Source organism: Streptomyces filamentosus (assembly GCF_014654895.1).
Lineage (GTDB): Bacteria > Actinomycetota > Actinomycetes > Streptomycetales > Streptomycetaceae > Streptomyces > Streptomyces filamentosus.
This window is the reverse complement of sequence record NZ_BNBE01000001.1, coordinates 209,103-228,209: the sequence shown is the minus strand read 5'-3', so window position 1 is coordinate 228,209 and position 19,107 is coordinate 209,103. Positions and strand designations below refer to the sequence as shown.

Annotated in this window: 20 protein-coding genes; 18 read left to right on the top strand and 2 right to left on the bottom strand. The window is 75.0% G+C overall.

The window, feature by feature from the left end:
• Nucleotide 1 precedes the first annotated feature (1 nt).
• The 15 genes from IE326_RS01200 to IE326_RS01130 all read left to right on the top strand — a co-directional run bounded on the left by IE326_RS01200 (nt 2) and on the right by IE326_RS01130 (nt 14,812).
• Nucleotides 2-2,335: an SDR family oxidoreductase gene (locus tag IE326_RS01200; RefSeq protein ID WP_190040567.1), complete on the top strand. Its 2,334-nt coding sequence runs from the start codon at nt 2-4 to the stop codon at nt 2,333-2,335.
• A 132-nt stretch (nt 2,336-2,467) separates the two neighbouring features.
• Complete coding sequence (locus tag IE326_RS01195; protein ID WP_150235347.1) at nt 2,468-3,871, top strand: MFS transporter; 1,404 nt, start codon at nt 2,468-2,470, stop codon at nt 3,869-3,871.
• 41 nt (nt 3,872-3,912) lie between these two features.
• Nucleotides 3,913-4,497 (top strand): NADPH-dependent FMN reductase, encoded by a 585-nt coding sequence (locus IE326_RS01190; RefSeq protein WP_150235345.1) that lies wholly within the window; start codon nt 3,913-3,915, stop codon nt 4,495-4,497.
• Nucleotides 4,498-4,581: 84 nt separating this feature from the next.
• Entirely contained in the window at nt 4,582-4,965 is a 384-nt protein-coding gene (locus tag IE326_RS01185; protein ID WP_150235343.1) for an acyl carrier protein, read from the top strand.
• On the top strand, nt 4,962-5,762 hold the full coding sequence (locus IE326_RS01180) for a 4'-phosphopantetheinyl transferase family protein (RefSeq protein WP_150235341.1): 801 nt from the start codon (nt 4,962-4,964) through the stop codon (nt 5,760-5,762). The genes IE326_RS01185 and IE326_RS01180 overlap by 4 nt, the downstream gene beginning before the upstream one ends.
• A gap of 24 nt (nt 5,763-5,786) precedes the next feature.
• On the top strand, nt 5,787-6,740 hold the full coding sequence (gene fabD, locus IE326_RS01175; RefSeq protein WP_150235340.1) for an ACP S-malonyltransferase: 954 nt from the start codon (nt 5,787-5,789) through the stop codon (nt 6,738-6,740).
• 33 nt (nt 6,741-6,773) lie between these two features.
• A complete protein-coding gene (locus IE326_RS01170) occupies nt 6,774-8,336 on the top strand; it encodes an acyl-CoA carboxylase subunit beta (RefSeq protein WP_190040566.1) in 1,563 nt (520 codons plus the stop codon).
• Between the two features lie 62 nt (nt 8,337-8,398).
• The gene (locus tag IE326_RS01165; RefSeq protein WP_190040565.1) at nt 8,399-9,262 is read left to right on the top strand and encodes an NAD(P)H-binding protein; all 864 of its coding nucleotides are present in this window, start codon (nt 8,399-8,401) and stop codon (nt 9,260-9,262) included.
• A gap of 29 nt (nt 9,263-9,291) precedes the next feature.
• Nucleotides 9,292-9,987 (top strand): NIPSNAP family protein, encoded by a 696-nt coding sequence (locus tag IE326_RS01160; protein WP_190040564.1) that lies wholly within the window; start codon nt 9,292-9,294, stop codon nt 9,985-9,987.
• A complete protein-coding gene (locus IE326_RS01155) occupies nt 9,984-10,760 on the top strand; it encodes a class I SAM-dependent methyltransferase (RefSeq protein ID WP_190040563.1) in 777 nt (258 codons plus the stop codon). The genes IE326_RS01160 and IE326_RS01155 overlap by 4 nt, the downstream gene beginning before the upstream one ends.
• 38 nt (nt 10,761-10,798) lie before the next feature.
• Nucleotides 10,799-12,127, top strand: a complete 1,329-nt coding sequence (locus IE326_RS01150; RefSeq protein ID WP_190040562.1) for an MFS transporter — start codon at nt 10,799-10,801, stop codon at nt 12,125-12,127.
• On the top strand, nt 12,124-12,777 hold the full coding sequence (locus IE326_RS01145) for a DsbA family oxidoreductase (protein ID WP_190040561.1): 654 nt from the start codon (nt 12,124-12,126) through the stop codon (nt 12,775-12,777). The genes IE326_RS01150 and IE326_RS01145 overlap by 4 nt, the downstream gene beginning before the upstream one ends.
• 141 nt (nt 12,778-12,918) lie before the next feature.
• Nucleotides 12,919-13,860: a hypothetical protein gene (locus tag IE326_RS01140; protein ID WP_150235323.1), complete on the top strand. Its 942-nt coding sequence runs from the start codon at nt 12,919-12,921 to the stop codon at nt 13,858-13,860.
• Between the two features lie 179 nt (nt 13,861-14,039).
• Nucleotides 14,040-14,297 carry an acyl-CoA carboxylase subunit epsilon gene (locus tag IE326_RS01135; RefSeq protein ID WP_190040560.1) on the top strand — a complete coding sequence of 86 codons (258 nt, stop codon included), beginning with the start codon at nt 14,040-14,042 and terminating at the stop codon, nt 14,295-14,297.
• Nucleotides 14,294-14,812, top strand: coding sequence for a nuclear transport factor 2 family protein (locus tag IE326_RS01130; RefSeq protein WP_229915157.1), 519 nt, complete (start codon nt 14,294-14,296; stop codon nt 14,810-14,812). Before IE326_RS01135 ends, IE326_RS01130 begins: the two co-directional genes overlap by 4 nt.
• Nucleotides 14,813-14,870: 58 nt before the next feature.
• Here IE326_RS01130 and IE326_RS01125 read toward each other — a convergent pair whose 3' ends face one another.
• Nucleotides 14,871-15,749, bottom strand: coding sequence for an SCO6745 family protein (locus tag IE326_RS01125; RefSeq protein WP_150235319.1), 879 nt, complete (start codon nt 15,747-15,749; stop codon nt 14,871-14,873).
• A gap of 131 nt (nt 15,750-15,880) precedes the next feature.
• On the opposite strand from IE326_RS01125, the gene IE326_RS01120 reads away from it, so the two are divergent.
• The 3 genes from IE326_RS01120 (at nt 15,881) to IE326_RS01115 (ending at nt 18,490) form a co-directional block, all read left to right on the top strand.
• Complete coding sequence (locus IE326_RS01120) at nt 15,881-16,843, top strand: alpha/beta hydrolase (protein ID WP_229915156.1); 963 nt, start codon at nt 15,881-15,883, stop codon at nt 16,841-16,843.
• Nucleotides 16,844-17,018: 175 nt separating this feature from the next.
• Nucleotides 17,019-17,144 (top strand): hypothetical protein, encoded by a 126-nt coding sequence (locus IE326_RS41385; RefSeq protein ID WP_268982889.1) that lies wholly within the window; start codon nt 17,019-17,021, stop codon nt 17,142-17,144.
• 44 nt (nt 17,145-17,188) lie between these two features.
• Nucleotides 17,189-18,490, top strand: coding sequence for an MFS transporter (locus IE326_RS01115; RefSeq protein WP_190040558.1), 1,302 nt, complete (start codon nt 17,189-17,191; stop codon nt 18,488-18,490).
• Between the two features lie 19 nt (nt 18,491-18,509).
• Here IE326_RS01115 and IE326_RS01110 read toward each other — a convergent pair whose 3' ends face one another.
• On the bottom strand, nt 18,510-19,094 hold the full coding sequence (locus IE326_RS01110) for an NADPH-dependent FMN reductase (protein WP_150235315.1): 585 nt from the start codon (nt 19,092-19,094) through the stop codon (nt 18,510-18,512).
• Between the last annotated feature and the right edge of the window lie 13 nt (nt 19,095-19,107).

The following is a 19,107-nucleotide window of genomic DNA, read 5'->3' as shown; positions in this document are numbered from 1 at the left end:
CATGACCGAGGACCGCACGGAGACCCAGGTGGTCGTGGTGGGCGCGGGCCCGGTCGGCCTGATGCTCGCCGGGGAACTGCGGCTGGCCGGCGCGGACGTCGTGGTCCTGGAGAAGCTCACCGCGCCGACCACCGAGTCGAGGGCCTCCACCCTGCACGCCCGGACCATGGAGATCCTCGACAGCCGCGGCCTGCTCGACCGGCTCGGCGAGGTGCCGTCGGAGCCCCGGGGGCACTTCGGGGGGATCCCCCTCGACCTCCGGCTCCCCAGCCCCTGGCCGGGCCAGTGGAAGGTGCCGCAGACCCGCCTGGAGGAACTCCTCGGGGAGTGGGCGAGCGGCCTGGGCGCGGAGATCCGGCGCGGCCACGAGCTGACCGGCCTGACCGTGACCGGCGACCACGCCGAGGCCGTCGCGCGCACCCCCGACGGGACGACGGTGTCCCTGCGGGCCAAGTGCGTCGTCGGCTGCGACGGCGAGAACAGCACGGTCCGTCGGCTGGGCGGCTTCGACTTCCCCGGCACCGACGCGACCCGCGAACTGCTGCGCGCCGACGTGGCGGGCATCGACATCCCCGACCGCCGCTTCCAGCGGCTGGCCGGGGGACTGGCCATCGCCGCCCGGCGTCCCGACGGAGTGACCCGGGTGATGGTGCACGAGTTCGGTGCCCGGCCGAGCGGCGGACAGCCCTCCTTCCAGGACGTCGCCGACACGTGGAAGCGCGTCACCGGGGAGGACATCGGCGGCGGCACCCCGCTGTGGGTGAACTCCTTCGGCGACGCCTCCCGGCAGGTCACGCACTACCGCGACTACCGGCTCCTCCTCGCCGGGGACGCGGCCCACCAGCAGATGCCGATCGGCGGCCAGGCCCTCAACCTCGGCCTCCAGGACGCCGTGAACCTCGGCTGGAAGCTCGCCGCCCAGGTCGCCGAGCGCGGCCCGGACGGACTCCTCGACAGCTACCACGACGAGCGGCACCCGGTCGCCCGGCGGGTGCTGAGCAACATCCGGACCCAGGCCCTGCTCCTGCTGGGCGGACCCGAGGTCGACGCCGTACGGGAGGTGCTCGCCGAACTCACGCCCCGTGAGAACGTCCGCACCCACCTCGCCGGAATGATCTCCGGCCTGGACGTCCGCCACGACGTCGGCCCCGGCCGGCACCCCCTGCTCGGCCGGCGGCTGCCGCCCCGGCCGCTCACCACCCCCGACGGACCGACCACCGGCGCGCGGCTGCTGCGCTCCGGCCGGGGCGTCCTGCTCGTCCCCTCCGGCGACGGGGCCGCCCGGAGCCTGCGGGAGACGGCCGCCCCCTGGTCGGCCCTGGTGGACACGGTGGACGTCGTCCTCCCGCCGCACGCGACGGCGGAGGACTCCGCCGCCCTCCTCGTCCGGCCGGACGGCCACGTCGCCTGGGCCGGCGGGGCGGCGGACGACGCCTCCGGCCTCCGTACGGCGCTGCTCCGCTGGTTCGGCGCTCCGAAGGCCCCGGCGGCCTCCGTCCCCACCCCCTCGAAGACCCCGGCGGCCTCGGCACAGGTCCCGGACACGGCAACAGCGAAGAAACGGAGAACAGACATGGGCAGGCTCACGGGCAGGACGGCACTCGTCACCGGCGCGAGCCGGGGCATGGGCCGCGCGACCGCCATCCGCCTCGCGCAGGAGGGCGCGCTCGTCGCCGTGCACTACGCCACCGGCCGCGAGGCGGCCGAGGACGTCGTCGCCGTCATCGAGAAGGACGGCGGCCGGGCCTTCACCGTCCAGGCGGTGCTGGGCGTCGACGGCGACGTCCACCGGCTCTTCCTCGGGCTGGAGGAGGGGCTGCGGGAGCGGACCGGCTCCACCGACCTCGACATCCTCGTCAACAACGCCGGCGTGATGGGCGGCGTCAAGCCCGAGGAGACCACGCCGGAGAAGTTCGACGAGCTGTACCGGGTCAACGCCAAGGCGCCGTTCTTCCTCATCCAGCGGGCGCTGAAGAACATGCCGGACGGCGGCCGGATCATCAACATCACCTCCGGCCTCACCCGGGTCGCGAACCCGGACGAGATCGCGTACGCGATGACGAAGGGCGCCGTGGACCAGCTCGCGCTGCACTTCGCCAAGCACCTCGGCCCGCGCAACATCACCATCAACAGCGTGGCGCCCGGCATCACCCGCAACGACAACCCCGTCTTCGGCATCCCCGAGGCGGTCGAGCAGATGGCGGCGCTGTCCGCCTTCAACCGGGTGGGCGAGCCCGAGGACGTCGCCGACGTGGTGGCCTTCCTCGCCGGCGACGAGGCCCGGTGGATCACCGGCTCCTTCGTCGACGCCACCGGCGGCACCCTCCTCGGCTGAAGGGCCCCGACGGCCGGCGGACCGGGACCCCACCCCCCGCCGGCGCGGCGGGCCGGCCGCGACCCCCACACCCCCGCGGCCGGCCCCCCGCCACCCCCACCGCCCCCACCCACCACCACACGGAACGGGATCATGACGTCCTCGACGACACCCCGGCCCGGTGCGCCCCGCGCCACGACGGACGGGCACCGGAGCCCGGCCCTCTGGGGCCTGCTGTTCGTGCTCGCCGGCAACATGCTCATCGACGCCCTGGAGGTGTCGGTGGCCCTCGTGGCGCTGCCCTCCATCGGCGACGACCTGGGACAGACCGCCGCCCGGACGCACTGGGTGGTCACCGGATTCGCCATCGGCTTCGGCGGCCTGATGCTCTTCGGCACCCGGCTCGTCGCGATCCTCGGACGCCGGCCGGTCTACCTCACCGCGCTGGCCGTCTTCGCCGCCGCGTCCCTCGCGGGCGCGCTCACGGACGACTGGTCCCTGCTGATCGCCACCCGCTTCGTGAAGGGCGTCTGCGCGGCGCTCACCGCGCCCACCGGACTCGCCATCATCACCTCGGCGTTCCCCCCGGGGCCCGCGCGCGGCCGGGCCGTGTCGGTCTACTCGTTCTTCGGCGCGTCCGGCTTCACGGCGGGACTGCTGCTGTCCGGAGCGCTCACCGAGGCGGGGTGGCGCTGGACCTTCGCCTTCCCCGCCCCGGTCGCCCTGCTGCTGTTCGCGGCCGGCCTGCGCCTGATCCCGAAGGACGACCCGGCCCGGCCCCGGCCCGGACGGTACGCCGCCCCCTCCGCGCTCGCCCACACCGGGGCGCTGCTGGCCCTGGTGTACGCGATCTCGGCCGTGCCCGGCGCGGGCTGGGGCAACCCGCGCACGGTCGCCGCGCTCGCCGCGGCGGCGCTGCTCGCCGCCCTGTTCGTCCGGGCGGAGCGGACCTCGCCCGAACCGCTGGTACGGCCCGGCCTCCTGGGCCACGGCCCGCTGGTGCGCTCCGCGCTGGGCGCCGCCGCGCTCAACGGCTCGTACCTCGGCCTGCTCCTCGTCAGCACCACGCACCTGCAACGGCGGGCCGGCTGGGGCCCCTGGGAGACCGGACTGGCGTTCCTGCCCGCCGCCCTCCCGCTGGCCTGCGTCGCCCTCGGCTCGGGCCGGCTCGCCACCCGCGTCCGCCCCGCCCTCCTGATCGCGGCCGGCGCCGCCGCCGCACCGCTCGGCTACGCGCTCTACCCGCGGGACGCACCGGCGGACGTCCGGTACGCCACCGACGTGCTGCCCACGATGCTGCTCGTCGGCGCCGCCTTCGTCCTCGCCTTCACCGCCCTCCACCTCCAGGCCACCGCCTCGGTGGCCGAGGAGCTCCGGCCCGCGGCGGGCGGGCTCTACCAGACCGCCGTCCAGACGGGCGCGGCGATCGTCACCGCCCTGACGTCGACCCTCCTCGACACGGGGTACGGGCCGCCGCTCCTGCTGGTCACCGCCGTCGGCACGGCCGGACTCCTCGTCGCGCTCCACGGCCTCGCGCCGCGCCGTGCCGCCCCCTGATCGTGCAACACCCCGTTGCGCCCCTGTGAAAGGAACCCTTCATGTCCCACGCACCCCTGCGGCTCGCGGTGATCGTCAGCAGCGTCCGCGAGGGCCGCTTCGGCCCCGTGGTCGGCACCTGGTTCGCCGGTGAGGCCGAGAACCGCGCGGACCTGATCGTCGACGTGATCGACCTGGCCGACCACGAGCTGCCGGCCGCGCTGTCCCACAACCCGTCGCCCGAGACCGCCGAGGCGCTGGCGGCCGTGTCGCCGCGGCTGGAGCAGGCGGACGCCTTCGTGGTCGTCACGCCCGAGTACAACCACAGCTTCCCCGCCTCGCTGAAGCACCTCATCGACTGGCACTACACCCAGTGGCGTGCCAAGCCGGTCGGCTTCGTCTCCTACGGCGGCCTCTCCGGCGGCCTGCGCTCGGTGGAGCAGCTCCGCCCGATCTTCGCGGAGCTGCACGCCGTCACCGTCCGCGACGCCGTCAGCTTCCACACCGCCTGGGAGCAGTTCGGCGAGGACGGCCGGCCGAAGGACGAGACGGGCCCGGCCGGCGCCGCCAAGGTGCTGCTCGACCAGCTCGCCTGGTGGGCCACCGTCCTGCGCGAGGGCCGCGAGAAGACCCCCTACCAGGCCTGAGTTCCGCCCCCGGGCCACCGCGTCCGGGACGGGGACGCGCGGCACGCGCCGCGCGTCCCCGCCGCCCTCGACCACGGGAAGAGCATGACAGCGAACCTGAAGGCGTGCACCGGCCCGGCCCGCACCCGGCCGGCCGACGTGACCGCCCCCGACCCGGCCGCCCTGGCCACCGCCGACCACGGCGAGCGGACGCGGCTGCTCGACCAGTACGTCCGCCAGGAGCTCGGCAGGATCCTCGGCATCGCGCCCCACCAGGTCGACACCACGGGCCGCCCCATGAACAGCCTGGGCGTCGGCTCGATCGCCGGCCTCGAACTCCAGCACCGCATGGAGACGGCGCTGGGGGTCGAACTCCACCTCCAGATGCTGCTGCTCGCCAACAGCGCCGCCGAACTCGTCGACTGCCTGGTCCGGAAGTTCGCACCGGCCGGCGACGGGCCCCGGCACGGCGCCGCGGTGCCGGTATGACGGGGCACGCCACCCTGGCACCGGAGCGGCCGGCCCCCGCCCGGCACGCAGCCCCGCTCGCGGCCGTGCCGTCCGACCGGCTGGACCTGTGGCTGGTCCGCGCCCCGCAGGGGGCGGACGCCACCGCGCTCGACCGGTCCGACCTCGACGCGGCGGAGAGCCGGCGGGCCGACTCCTTCATCCGGCCCGCCGACGGGCTGCTGTACGCGGCGGCCCACGTGGCCCTGCGCAGACTGCTCGGCCACTACACCGGACGGCACCCCGCGGACCTGCGGTTCGTCCGCGAACCCTGCCCCGGGTGCGGCGGGGCGCACGGCCGGCCCGCCGTGGCGGACGCGCCGTCCCTGCACTTCTCCCTCTCGCACAGCAGCGGCCTCGCGCTGGTGGGCGTCGCGGCCGTCCCGGTCGGCGTGGACGTGGAGCGGCTGCCGCGCGACGAGACCGTCGAACTCTGCGTCGCGGCCCTGCACCCCGGCGAGCAGGCCGAACTCTCCGACACCGGGGGGCGGGAGCGCACCGAGCTCTTCGGCCGGATCTGGACCCGCAAGGAGGCGTACCTCAAGGGCATCGGCACCGGTCTCAGCCGCGCACCGTCCGAGGACTACCTCGGCGCCGCCCGGGACCGGCACCCGGAGGGCTGGAGCGTCCTCGACGTGCCCTGCGGCCCCGGCCACGCCGCCTCCGCCGCGGTGCGGGGACCGGCCCCCCGGGTGGTCGAGGTGCGCACCCTGCCCGGGGCCTGGCTCCAGGGCCGCCCGTACGACCGGACCGCCGCCCCCGCCCTCCCCGCCCGCTGAACCGAACGACAAGGACGTGACAGGATGACCCGCACCGCCTTCGTCTTCCCCGGCCACGGCTCCCAGCGCGTCGGCATGGGGAAGGAACCGCTCGCGCGCCGCCCCGACCTGGCCGACGCCTACTTCCGCCAGGCCGAGGACCTCCTCGGGATCCCGCTGGGGCGGATCTGCCGGGAAGGACCCGCCAGGGACCTGGACGACCCGGCGGTCACCCAGCCCGCGGTCTTCCTCACCAGCCTGATCACCCTGGACGTGCTGCGCGGCCAGGGCATCGAGCCGGACGCGGTCGCCGGGCACAGCCTGGGCGAGTACGCGGCGCTGGTCGCCGCCGGCGTGCTGGAGTGGACCGAGGCGCTCTGGCTCGTCCGGCTGCGCGGCGAACTCGTCGCGACCGTCGGCGACCGGGTGCGGGGCGCCACCGCGGCGGTCCTCGGACTGGGGTACGCCACGGTCGTGCGCCTGTGCGCCGAGGCCGCGGCGGAGACCGGGCAGACCGTCGAGGCCACGGGCGACAACGGCCCCGGGCAGGTCGTCGTGTCGGGCCGGGCGGAGGCGGTGGCCGCGCTCACCCGCGCGGCCCTGCGCGCGGGCGCCTCGCGGGTCGCCCCGCTCGACCCCGGGGGCCCCTTCCACTCCAGCCTGCTGCGGTCCGTCCGGGGGGAGTACGCCGAAGCGCTCATCCGGACCGACTTCCGCGAGCCGCGCGTCCCCTTCGTCTCCAGCGTGACCGGGACCCGGCTGTCCACCGCCGCCGAGATCGTCGTCGCCCTGAGCGACCAGCTCACCGAACCGGTGCGGTGGACGAGGACCGTCACCACGCTCTCCGGCATGGGCGCGGAGCGCTTCGTCGAGGTCGGTCCCGGTCTGGTGCTCGGAGGGCTGATCCGCCGGATCGCGCCGGGCGCCCGCGTCCACGCCACCGGCACCGCCCGCCAACTGGCCAGGACCGAGCGGGCCTTCGCCGCCGCCACCGTCTGAAACCCCACGACCGAACGGAGAGGGAAGAGCGACATGTCCACAGCAGAGGGCACGATCCGCAACCGGATCGAGGAACTGAACCAGATCAAGGAGACCGCCCACGAGGGCGACCCGGCCGCCACCGAGCGGCAGCATGCCAAGGGCAAGCTCACCGCCCACGAGCGCATCCGGCTGCTCCTGGACAAGGGGTCGTTCAACGAGGTGGAGCCGCTGCGCCGGCACCGCGCCCAGGGCTTCGGCCTGGAGGACAGGAAGCCGTACGGCGACGGCGTCGTCACCGGCTGGGGCACCGTCCACGGCCGTACGGTCTTCGTCTACGCCCACGACTTCCGGATCTTCGGCGGCGCCCTCGGCGAGGCCCACGCGCAGAAGATCCACAAGATCATGGACCTGGCGGAGGCGGCCGGCGCCCCGCTGGTCTCCCTCAACGACGGCGCCGGCGCCCGCATCCAGGAGGGCGTCACCGCCCTCGCCGGCTACGGCGGCATCTTCCGGCGCAACACCCGCGTCTCCGGGGTGATCCCGCAGATCTCCGTGATGCTCGGCCCGTGCGCCGGCGGCGCGGCCTACAGCCCCGCCCTCACCGACTTCGTCTTCATGGTCCGCGAGACCTCGCAGATGTTCATCACCGGCCCGGACGTCGTCAAGGCGGTCACCGGCGAGGAGATCAGCCAGAACGGCCTCGGCGGCGCCGACGTGCACGCGGCGACCTCCGGCGTCGCGCACTTCGCGTACGACGACGAGGAGAGCTGCCTGGAGGACGTGCGCCACCTCCTGTCGCTGCTGCCCGCCAACAACCGCGAGCTGTCGCCCGTCGAGCGGTCGGGAGACCCGGCGGACCGGCTCAACGACACCCTGCTCGACCTGGTGCCCGCCGAGGCCGGACGGGTCTACGACATCCGCAAGGTCGTCGAGGAGATCGTCGACGACGGCGACTACTTCGAGGTGCACCCCGCCTGGGCGCCCAACATCGTCTGCGCCCTGTCCCGCCTGGACGGCCACGTGGTCGGCATCGTGGCCAACCAGCCGGCCGCCACGGCGGGCGCCCTGGACATCGAGGCGTCCGAGAAGGCCGCCCGGTTCGTCCAGTTCTGCGACGCGTTCAACATCCCGCTGATCACCCTGGTCGACGTGCCCGGCTTCCTGCCGGGCGTCGACCAGGAGCACAACGGCATCATCCGGCGCGGCGCGAAGCTGCTGTACGCCTACTGCAACGCCACGGTGCCCCGCGTCTCCCTGGTGCTGCGCAAGGCGTACGGCGGCGCGTACATCGTCATGGACTCCCTCTCGATCGGCGCCGACCTGGCCCTGGCCTGGCCCACCAACGAGATCGCCGTCATGGGCGCCGAAGGCGCGGCGAACGTCGTCTTCCGCCGCGAGATCAACGCGGCCGACGACCCGGAGGCGGTGCGGGCGCAGCGGATCGCGGAGTACAAGGACGAGCTGATGCACCCGTACTACGCCGCCGAGCGCGGCCTCATCGACGACGTCATCGACCCGCGCGAGACCCGGTCCGTCCTGATCCGGTCGCTCGACATGCTGCGCGCCAAGCACGCCGACCTGCCGTCCCGCAAGCACGGCAACCCGCCGCAGTGAGCACCCCGGCGCCCACCGAACGACCCCCGACCGCCCCGCACACCGAACGAGGGAAGGCAGCCATGCCGCAGCAGAACACCGTCCTGGTCACCGCGGCCACCGGAAACGTCGGCCCGCACGCCGTCGCGCAGCTCCTGGAGGCGGGCGCCACCGTCCGCGCCCTGGTGCTGAAGGACGACCCGAACATCGGCCGGCTCCCCGAGGGCGTGGAGATCCACGTGGGCGACCTCACCGACCCCGCGAGCCTCGACGCGGCCCTGGAGGGCGTCGACGGCGTCTTCCTGATGTGGCCCTTCTTCACGACCCCCGTCGACACGGCCCCCGAGGTGGTGCGGAAGATCGCGGCCACGGCCCGCAAGGCCGTCCTCGTCTCCTCCGTCGGCGTCCACATCGGCCTGGAGCGGACCGACAACAACTGCCACGCCTACCTGGAGGAGCTGCTGGAGGCCACCGACCTGGAGTGGACCTTCCTGCGCACCACCGGCTTCCAGGCCAACGCCCTGGGCTTCGCCGCCCAGATCCGCGAGGACGGGGTCGTGCGCTTCCCGTACGGGGAGGCCGTCCGGACCTCGGTGCACGAGGCGGACCTGGCCGCCGTGGGCACGGCCGTGCTCACCGGCGAGGGCCACGGGGGGCGGAAGTACCTGGTCACCGGCCCGGAGGCGCTGTCGCAGCGGGAGCAGGTGGCGATCATCGGCGAGGTCGTCGGCCGGGAGCTCGGCTGGGAGGACGTGGCGCACGAGGCGGCCCGCGCCGCCATGGTCGCCACCGGCTGGCCGCCCTCGTACGCGGACGGCGCCCTGGACTACTTCGCGATGCTCACCAAGGAGCCGGAGGCGGGATCGACCGTCGTCGAGGACGTGACGGGCCGGCCGGCCCGCACCTTCCGCGACTGGGCGCGGGAGCACGCCTCCGTCTTCCAGTGACCGTCCCACCCCCACAAAGGAGTTACCCCATGCCCGACGCACGTGCCGCCCGCCCGGGGCGGGAGGCCGGCTTCGTCTCCTTCGGCGTGCTCAGGACGACCGGGCCGGAGGCCGCCGCCGACCTGGTCGCCGTCCTCAAGGCCGAGGTGACCGCGTGGGTCCGGCACACGCCGGGCTTCGTCTCCTCGCGGGTGCACCTGAGCGCGGACGGCGCCACGGTCGTCAACCGGGGCGAGTGGACCGACGAGGCCGCCTACCGCACCTCGTTCCGGGACAACCCCGCGGGAGGCGTGCTGCACGGCCTGGGCCGCCGGCCCGGGGTCGTCTCGGCGACCGTCTTCCACGGCGCCCCGGCCCCCGGCATCGAGGGCCCCGAGACCGACGCGCGGCCCGGCGTCGTGGTGGTGGCCACCCGGCACCTGGACGGCCACGGGTCCGCGCGGGCGGTGCTCGACCTGCTGGAGCGCAGCAGCGAGTGGAAGCGCGGTTTCCCCGGTTTCATCTCGGCCACCCCCTACGTCGACCGGGACGGCACCACCTTCATCAACTACCCGATGTGGGTGAGCGAGGTGGCGTACCGGTCGTGGATGGCCGATCCGCGCATCTCCGAGGGCCAGGAGGAACTGGCCCGACTGGAAGTCGCACCGCCGGAGTACGTGCTGTGCACCGTGGCCGCCCACATGGACGCGGCCCCCCGAACCGAGCAGGAGAGTGGACCCGCATGACCGCAGAGACCCGGACCCCCGAGAGCCGCCGGATCGAGGCCGCCCTGACCGAGCTCTGGGAGCGGATCTACGACCCCCAGAGCCGCGCCGTGATCGACGGCCTGCCCGCCGCGGGCCCGCGGCGGGTCCTGGAACTGGGGGCCGGCGCCGGATCGATGGCGTACTGGCTCGCCGAGCGGGCCGACACCGCGTCGGTCCTCGCCGTCGACACCGACGTCAGCGCCCTCGACGCCGACCGCTCGCCAAAGCTGACTGTGCGTCAGCTCGACGTCAAGGAGGCGGAGTTCGAGGAGGGCTCGTTCGACCTCGTCTTCGCCCGGGCCCTCTTCGAGCACCTGGACGGGGCGGAGGAGGTCCTCGCGCGGGCGGTGCGCTGGCTCGCTCCCGGCGGCTGGCTGGTGGTGGAGGACTTCTACTTCCTGCCCAGCGAACACTGCGCGACCCCCGCGGGCCGGGCCCTGGTCGCCGCCTACCTCCAGGGGTGGAAGGCGGCCGGCGCCGACATGCACTGGGGCCGCAGGCTCCCGTCCACGCTGGCCCGCGCGGGCCTCGAAGCGGTGGACCTGCGGGTGACCCCGCTCGGCCCGGGGCAGCATGCCGACGACAACGAGCTGATGCGCCTGCGCATGGCCCTCCAGGGCGAGGGCCTCGTCGCGAGCGGTCTCGTCGGGGCCGAGGACCTCAAGCAGTTCGTCGCGAACCTGGACGACCCGCGGGCCCGGGACGTCACCACCCTGCTGTTCTCCGCGTGGGGCCGGCGCCCGAGCGCATGAGCACCCCCGCACGGCACGAGAGAGGAACGATGACCGCAGTGACGACAGAGCCCCGCGGACAGGACGCGGCGAAACCGGCCGGGGGCGGGCAGGGAGCCACCCTCGTCCTCGCCGGCACCTTGACCATCATGGCCGGGGCGACCGTCGCCCCGGCGATCCCCGGCATCCGCGAGAGCTTCGCCGACGCCGCCAACGTCGACCTGCTGGCGCGGATGATCACCACCACCCACGCGCTGGCGATCGTCCTGTTCTCGCCCCTGGCGGGACTCTTCGTGGAGCGGGTCGGACGCAAGCGCGCCCTCGTCATCGGCATGCTGGCGTTCGCCCTCGGCGGCAGCTCGGGCTCCTACCTGCCCGACCTCCCGAGCATCCTCGTCGGCCGTGCCGTGCTGGGGATCGGCGTCTCGCTGATCATGACGAGCAGCATGGCCATGATCGCCGACCTGTACGAGGGCGACGACCGCCGCAGACTCCTCGGACGACAGGCCGCCGCGGGGTCGTTCGGCGGGGTGGTGCTGCTCCTCGGCGGCGGCGCGCTCGCCGGCCTGGACTGGCGCGTGGTCTTCCTCATCTACCTGCTCGGCGGCGCGCTGGCCGTCCCGGCCCTGATGTTCCTCCCCGGCGGCCGGCAGGCCGCCGCCCCGAGGGATGCCGGGGCGGACGCCGGGCCGGCCGGGCGGAAGGTCCCCGGGGGGATCGTGGCGGCCCTCCTCGCGATGATGCTGGGCCAGATCGCCTTCTACTCGGTGCCCGTGCAGGTCCCCTTCCTGGTGGAGGGCCACTTCGGGGCCGCCTCGGTGGTGTCCGGCGGCGTGCTGGCCGTGCAGACCCTCACCACCGGCCTGGTCGCCATGCGGTTCGCCTTCTTCCGGCGGCTCGCCGGCGAGTACTCCCTCGCCGCCCTGGCGTTCCTGGCGATCGGCCTCGGCTACGTCGTCCTGGCGCTGGCCCCCGGCATCACCGTGCTCGTGCTCGCCCTCCTCGTCATGGGCACCGGCCTGGGCCTGCTCATGCCGAACCTCAACAACTGGGTCCTGGCCGAGGCCCCGGCGGCGGTGCGCGCCCGCTACGCGGGACTGCTGACCACGGCGCTCTTCCTCGGACAGTTCCTCGCGCCGCTCGTCACCCAGCCGATCGTCGGCTCGCTCGGCATCCAGCCCACCTTCGGGGTGATAGCCGCCGGCGCGGTGCTGGTCGCCGCCGCGTACCACCTGGGCGGCCGCCGCTCGGCCCGCGCCGGGGCCGGGGCGCCCGGCCGGCCGGCCGAGCCGTCCCGGGGCGAGCAGTCCCGGACCGAGCCGCCCCGGGGCGTGCCGCACCAGGACGAGCCGAACTCCCACGCCACCGAAGGGACCGCCCGCACATGACCACCGCCGACCGCGCCACCGTGCGCGTCGAGATCACCCTCGACCTCACCTGCGTCCACTCCTACCTCGGGTTCACCCGCTTCGAGCGCGCCGCCCGCCGTCACCGGGACGCCGGCGGGACGCTCGACGTGACGTTCCTGCCCTTCCGGGTCTCCCCGGACGCCCCGGCGGCCGGACGGCCGCTGTCCGAGGTCCACGCGGAGTTCTTCGGCAGCGCGGAGAACGCCGCGCGGGCCACCGCGGGGATGGCGGAGACCGGCGCCCGCGAGGGGCTGGAGTTCGACTTCGCCCGCGCCGTCCACGTCGACACCTTCGAGGCCCACCGCCTCCTGGCCGCCGCCGGGGAGCAGGGGCTGGCGGAGCCGATGGCCGAGCGCCTGTTCCGGGCGTACCTGACCGACGGCCTGAACATCGGCGACGCGGCGACGCTCACGCGCCTCGCCGCGGAGATCGGCGTCCGGCGGGCCGAGACCGGCCCGGGGGCGGACGCCGAGGCGTCGAGGCTCCGGGCCGAGCTCGACCGGGTGCGGGCGCTCGGCGTCCGCTCCGTCCCCCTCTTCCGGTTCGAGGGCGCCGGCCTCCTTTCCGGCGCGCAGCCGGAGGAGGCGTTCCGCCGCGCGATCGAGGCCGCCGCCCGCCACGGCGGCTGAGCCGCCGCCCGGACCGGGGCCGCCCGGGCGGCCCCGGTCCGGGCGGCCCCGCGCCCGCCTGCCCGGCGGGCGTCCGGCCGCGCGGTGCGCCGTCCGCGCCGCGAGGCCCCTGCCGCAAACCCCACGTCCCGAGGAGAGACCATGCGCACGAAGCGCACACGTTCCACCCGCGTCGGAGCGGTGGCCTGCCTGCTGCTCGCCCTCACGGCCACCACCGGCCCGGCCACCGCCGCCGCGCCCGCGTCCGCCCCCGCCGCCGTCGAACCGGCGCCCGACGGGCAGTCGGCCCAGGTCCTGGACATCAGGTCCTCCGCGGAAGGGCTCTCGGCGCCGGCCACCGCCCGGCCCGGCAACGTGACCTTCCGCGTCACCACCACCGACCCCGCGTCCGGCTGGGTCTCGCTGGTGCGCCCGAAGCCGGGGGTGACGTTCGAGGAGTTCCGGTCCAGCCTCCTGAAGATCATCAACCACACGGCGCCGGACATCATCGAGGGCAGCGCCGAGCTGAGGGACCGGGCGGAGCTGCTCGGCGGCACGGTGATCCACCCGAACCTCCCGGCCTCCTTCGGCAAGACGCTGACGCCGGGCACGTACTGGTTCTTCGACTACCAGAACATCCGGGACGCCCAGCCGCGCTTCGCCACCCTCACCGTCGGCGGTGCGCCCGCCACCGCCCCGCTGCCCGTGCCCACCGCGAGCCTGACGGGACGCCTGGTCGACGGCCGGCCGGTCTGGGACCTCCAGGGCACGGTCCGCGCCGGCCGCCCGCTGGTCTTCCGGAACGCGATGCCCGCCGGGCAGAACATCGAGGCGATCTTCTTCCGCCTCGCGGAGGACACCACGGAGGAGGACCTCAAGGCGTACATCGCCGAGTTCGGCGACCACGGCAAGTTCCCGGACCACTCGGGCGCCCTCGACCTGGCCCAGGGCACGGGCGGCCTCCCCATGAACTCCGGCGAGTCCTCGGTGCTCAACCTGACGCTCCAGCCGGGCCGTTACGCCGTGGTGGACTTCTTCGTGGACGCGAACGACGGCACCATCTTCATCAAGCGCGGCCACTGGAAGATCTTCGAGGCGCGCTGACCACCGGCCCCCTCACCTGCCGCCACCGCCGGCGTCCCCACCGCCGGTGAGCATCCCCTGTACCGGACCCCCAGAACCCCAGAAGCCCGGCCGCCGTGCGGCCGGGCTCCCAGGGCGCGCCCCCCCCACCCACCCCCCGCCCGTATCGACTCGACCCGACTCGACGGAGACGATCACCCATGACCCTGCCCGACCTGACCGCAGACAACTTCCTACGCATCGAGAGGGGTTCCGCCGGCCCCGAGGAACTCGCCGCGCTGGTCGCGGTCCTGTTCTCCCGGATGACCGCAGCGGAGGAACCGGACGGGGTGTCCGAGGGCCGCCCCGTCGCCCGCTGGCAGCGTCTGGAGCGCGCCCCGGGCCACCACACCCCGCGCAGCTGGCGGGCGTCCGCGGCGAAGATTGCGGCGGCCCCGCACGGCGGGAGGCACGAGTGACGACGCCGCTGCGCGCCGACGAGGCGAGGGTGACGGCGGAGCTGGATCAACTCCGGGCCCGACTGCGCGAAGTGACGGACCGTCTGGAGATCAGGGAGCTCTTCGACCGGTACGTCGTCGCGCTGGACACCGTGTGCGAGCGGGGCTACGGCGACGACTGGTTCCGGTCCGTCTTCACGGAGGACGCCCAGTTCGTCTTCCCGATCGGGACGCACCGGGGGGTGAGGGGGTTCGCGGCCTTCCAGCGCGAGGCCCGCTCCTGGTGGGAGGGGACCCACCACGTCAGCGCCAACCACCTCGTGGAGCTGGACGGCGACCGGGCCACCCTGCGGGCGCACCAGCTCGCCACGCACGTGCACGGCCCCGGAGGGCCGGAGGAGCACTTCCGGGTCGGCGGGCACAGCGAGGTCCGCGCCGTGCGCACGGCCGCCGGCTGGCGGTTCCACCGGCTGGTCTTCCGGATCGCCTGGACGTCGGGGGAGCCGCTGGAGTCCATGCGGGGCGTGGACTTCTGACCGCCGGCCGCCGGCCGGTCCGCGGGCGCGAGCCGGGGCGGACCGGCGGCGGGGAGCCTCAGTCGACGGTGAACAGGTGCCGCAGGGCGGGCGGGTACGCGCCCGCTTCGGCGGCGGCCGTGACGAAGCCCCCGACCAGCTCCGTCAGGCGTGCGACGCCCTCCTCGCCCAGCCGGTCGTAGGGGGCGGCGTCGAGGCGGTCCGTGTCGGACTCCAGCTCCTCGCGGAAGCGCCTTCCCCGCTCGGTGGGAGCGGAGTCCGGGCCCAGCAGTCCGCGGGCCCGCAGCCGCTCCTCGGCGGCGTCCCATTCCGCGCCCGTCCAGCCGTGGTTGGCGAGGACGGCCTCCTTGGGCACGCCGTCGCCGCTCGCCGTGTGCAGGACCAGGGCGTCGAGGCCGGCGAGTCCGGCGCCGAGCAGGAGGGCGATGTGTCCGTCGCCCCGGTACTCGCGCAGCCGGGTGGCGGCGTGCCACAGCGCCAGGTGCGGGGCGTCGGGCACCGGCAGGTCGGCCAGCGCGGCGTACATGGGACGGCCCTGCGGGGCGCAGGCGGAGACGGCCCGTTCGGCCAGTCCGGCCGCCTCGGCCATCCCGGGCGAGGCGATGACCTCCTCGCCGAGGAGGCGGCGCAGGACGGTGTCGGCGGCCTCGGTCCGCAGGGCGACGACGGTCCGCGGGTCGACCCGGTCCCAGACCGCGGGGAGGTGGCGGGCGACCAGCCGGTGGGCGAGGCCGTTGAGCGCGGCGGCGGCCACGCCGGGGCCGACGCGGCCGAGCGCGGCCGTCTTGCCGGCGACGTGGGCGGCGAGGGGGTCCTCCACCCCGTACCCGGCCAGGCTCCGGCTCAGGTCGGGGGCGAAGTAGACGGTGCTGTGGAAGGAGTTGAGGGCCGTCTGGCAGCGGCGGGCGGCCGGGACGGTCGCGAGTGATGTGCTCATGACATGACAGGTTATTGAGGATTGATCCAGTAATGGAAGGGATGTCTGGAAAAATGCCTGAAAGTCAACAAATACCGGCTGGGGGCGACGCGCCCCCGGGCGCCGGCTCCCCGCCCCCCGAGGCCCCGGAGGTGCGCGCCGTCACCCTCGACGCCGGGGGCGTACCGGTCTCGGGGCTGCTCGCCGAGCCCCTCCGGACGCCGCCCCGGGCCGTGGTGGTCGCCGTCCACGGCGGCGGGATGCGGGCCGGGTACTTCGACAGCCGGGCCCGCCCCGGCCTCTCCCTGCTCACCCTCGGCGCCGAACTGGGCTTCACCGTCCTCTCCCTGGACCGCCCCGGCTACGGCGTCTCCGCCCCCCACTTCCCCGAGGGGCTGCCGCTCGCCGACCAGGCCCGGACCCTCTACGCGGCCCTGGACGACTTCGCCCGCACCCACCCGCTCGGCGCCGGCTTCTTCCTGGTGGCGCACTCCAACGGCGGCAAGCTGGCGCTGACCGCCGCCGCCCAGGAGCGCGGCGACTCCCTCCTCGGCCTCGACGTGTCCGGCCTCGGCACCCGGCTGGCCGTCACCCCCGACCAGCTCCCCGGCGCGGGCGCCCCGGGAGCCTGGCGCCGGCACTGGGGCGCCCTGCGCCTCTACCCGCCGGACGCCTTCCGGCTCGGCCGCGAACTGGTCGCCCCGGTGCCCGCCGTGGAGGCCCGGGAAGCGCCGCTGTGGCCCGAGGCGTACCCCGCCCTCGCGGCCAGGGTGCGCGTGCCGGTGCGCTTCACCTTCGCCGAGCAGGAGCAGTGGTGGCGCTTCGACCCCGGGGCGGTGGCGGCGCTGACCGCCCCGCTCGCCGCGCCCAAGGTGCGGGTCGACCAGCTCCAGGACGCCGGGCACAACATCAGCCTCGGCTGGGCGGCCCGCACCTACCACCTCCAGGCGTTCGGGTTCCTGGAGGAGTGCCTCCTCGCCCGCGACGCGGCGATACCCCGGCCCCGCGACGGGGCCCTGAGGAGCCAGACCCCCGCGCCGGGGACGGAGCGGATCCACGCGGCCCTCCACCGCACGCGCGTCCCCGTCCCGGTGCCGGAACGCGCGGCGTGCTGAGGGGCGCACGGAGCCGGGGAGGCCCGCGCCGGTGCGGGCCCCGACGGCCCGCACCCACGAACCCGGACCCGGCGCCCTCCCGTCCCCGGGGGGCCCACCCCGCCGGCCGGACGGCGAAGGGCCCGGGCACAGGATCCCGAACGAGCAGCGGAACGACGACGAGAGGCTGGGACGCATGAACACCGACATCAGGGAACACGACACGGCCGGCACGGAGAGGATGGTCCACGTGCGGGCCGCGCTGCTCGCCGGAGAGGAGGAGGAAGCGCCCGACCTCCACATCTTCCGCGGCCTCGACTGAGCCCCGCCCTCCGCCACGGCCGGATTCCACCCACGCGAGGAACGATGAAGCGCCCCCTGCACCGCACCTTCCAGTCCCTGACGGTACGCAACTTCCGGCTGTTCACGGCGGGCCAGCTGGTCTCCGTGACCGGCACCTGGATGATGGTCGTCGCCCAGGACTGGCTCGTCCTGTCCCGTACCGGGAACTCGGGGACCGCCCTGGGGGTGGTCACGGCCCTGCAGTTCGCGCCGCTGATCCTGCTCACCCTCTGGGCGGGCGGGCTCGCCGACCGGTACGACAAGCGCCGGCTGCTCATGGCCGCCAACCTCGCCGCCGGCGCCCTCGCCCTGGGGCTGGCCGTCCTGGTGCTGGCGGGTGACGTGCGGCTGTGGCAGATCTACCTGTTCGCGCTCGGCCTCGGCACCGTCAACGCGGTCGAGGTGCCCGCCAGGATGTCCTTCGTGAGCGAGCTCGTCGGCCCCGAACTGGTGCCCAACGCCTCCGCGTTGAGCGCCGTGTACTTCAACGTGGCGCGGGTGGTCGGGCCGGGGGTGGCGGGGCTGTTGATCAGTCGGGTGGACACCGGCCCGGTGATGCTGGTCAACGCGTTCAGCTACCTCGCCACCTGGGGCGGGCTGCGTCTGATCCGGCCGGCCGAGCTCCACCGTGCCGCCCGGCGGCCGGGCCGGGCACCGGTGGGGGAGGGGATCCGGCACGTGCTCTCCCGGCGGGACCTGGCGCTGCCGATGGCCCTGGTGGCGGTGGTCGGCATGTTCGGCTTCAACTTCCAGCTCACGCTGCCGCTGCTCGCCAAGGTCGTCTTCCGCGCCGACGCCGCCGCCTTCGGCCTGCTGACCACGGCGCTGGCGGCCGGCTCGCTCGTCGCCGCGTTCGTGACGACGGGGCGCCGGAGCAGACCGGGGCTCGGCCACGTCGTCGCGGCGGCGGCCGGTTTCGGAGCGGTGGAGGCCCTGGCGGCCCTCGCCCCCGGCTTCGTCGCGGCGGCCGCCCTGCTCTTCCTGACGGGCTTCGGGTCGATCTACTTCTCGCAGGCGGCCAACCACTGCGTCCAGCTCGGGGCGGACCCCGCCTACCGCGGCCGGGTGATGGCGCTGTTCACGCTGGTCTTCCAGGGCACGACGCCGTTCGGCGCGCTGCTCGTCGGCGCCCTCGCGGAGAGCCACGGCGCCCGGTCGGGGCTCCTGCTCGGCGGGGTGGCGTCGGCGTTCGCCGCCGCCGTGGTCCTCGGCGTCCACCGGACGTTTCCGCCCCGGGTGTCCCCGGGGCCGGGCGCCGCGGCCGACCCGGGCCCGGCCGGCGGCGACCCGCGCGGGGCGCGGGCGGTCGCGGACCGGGCTCCCTGACCCCGGGGTGCCGCCGCGGTCAGACGGTGTAGGGCTGTTCGCGGCGGGCGGTGCGCAGCGCCCTGCCCCACCAGGCCACCTGGTCGATCAGCTTCTTCGCCGCCCCGTCGGCGCCCTCGGGCGCGCCGCCGTCGCCGAACGCGCCCCACGGGTTGTGCAGGCTGACCATCTCGCGCACCGTCATCGCGTGCACCTCGGCGAAGACCTGGCGCAGGTGCTCCGCCGCGCGCAGGCCGCCGCCCATCCCGCCGTACGAGACGAGTCCGACCGGCTTGGCGGCCCACTCCTGGAGGTGCCAGTCGATGACGTTCTTCAGCGAGGCCGGGTACGAGTGGTTGTACTCCGGGGTCACCACGATGAACGCGTCCGCCGCCGCGAGCCGCGCCGACAGCGCGTCCTTGACCAGCCTGACCTCCTCGGCCGGCGCCTCGCCCATCGCCGGCATGGCCAGGGGGAGCGGGTGGTCGAGGACGTCGATCACGTCGACGGTCACGTCGTCCCGGCCGCGGGCCTGGTCGGCGACCCAGTGGCCGACCTTCTCGCCGAGACGGCCGCCGCGGACGCTGCCGATGATCACGGCGAGGGCCAGGGGCTGAGCGGACATGGGGTACCTCCAG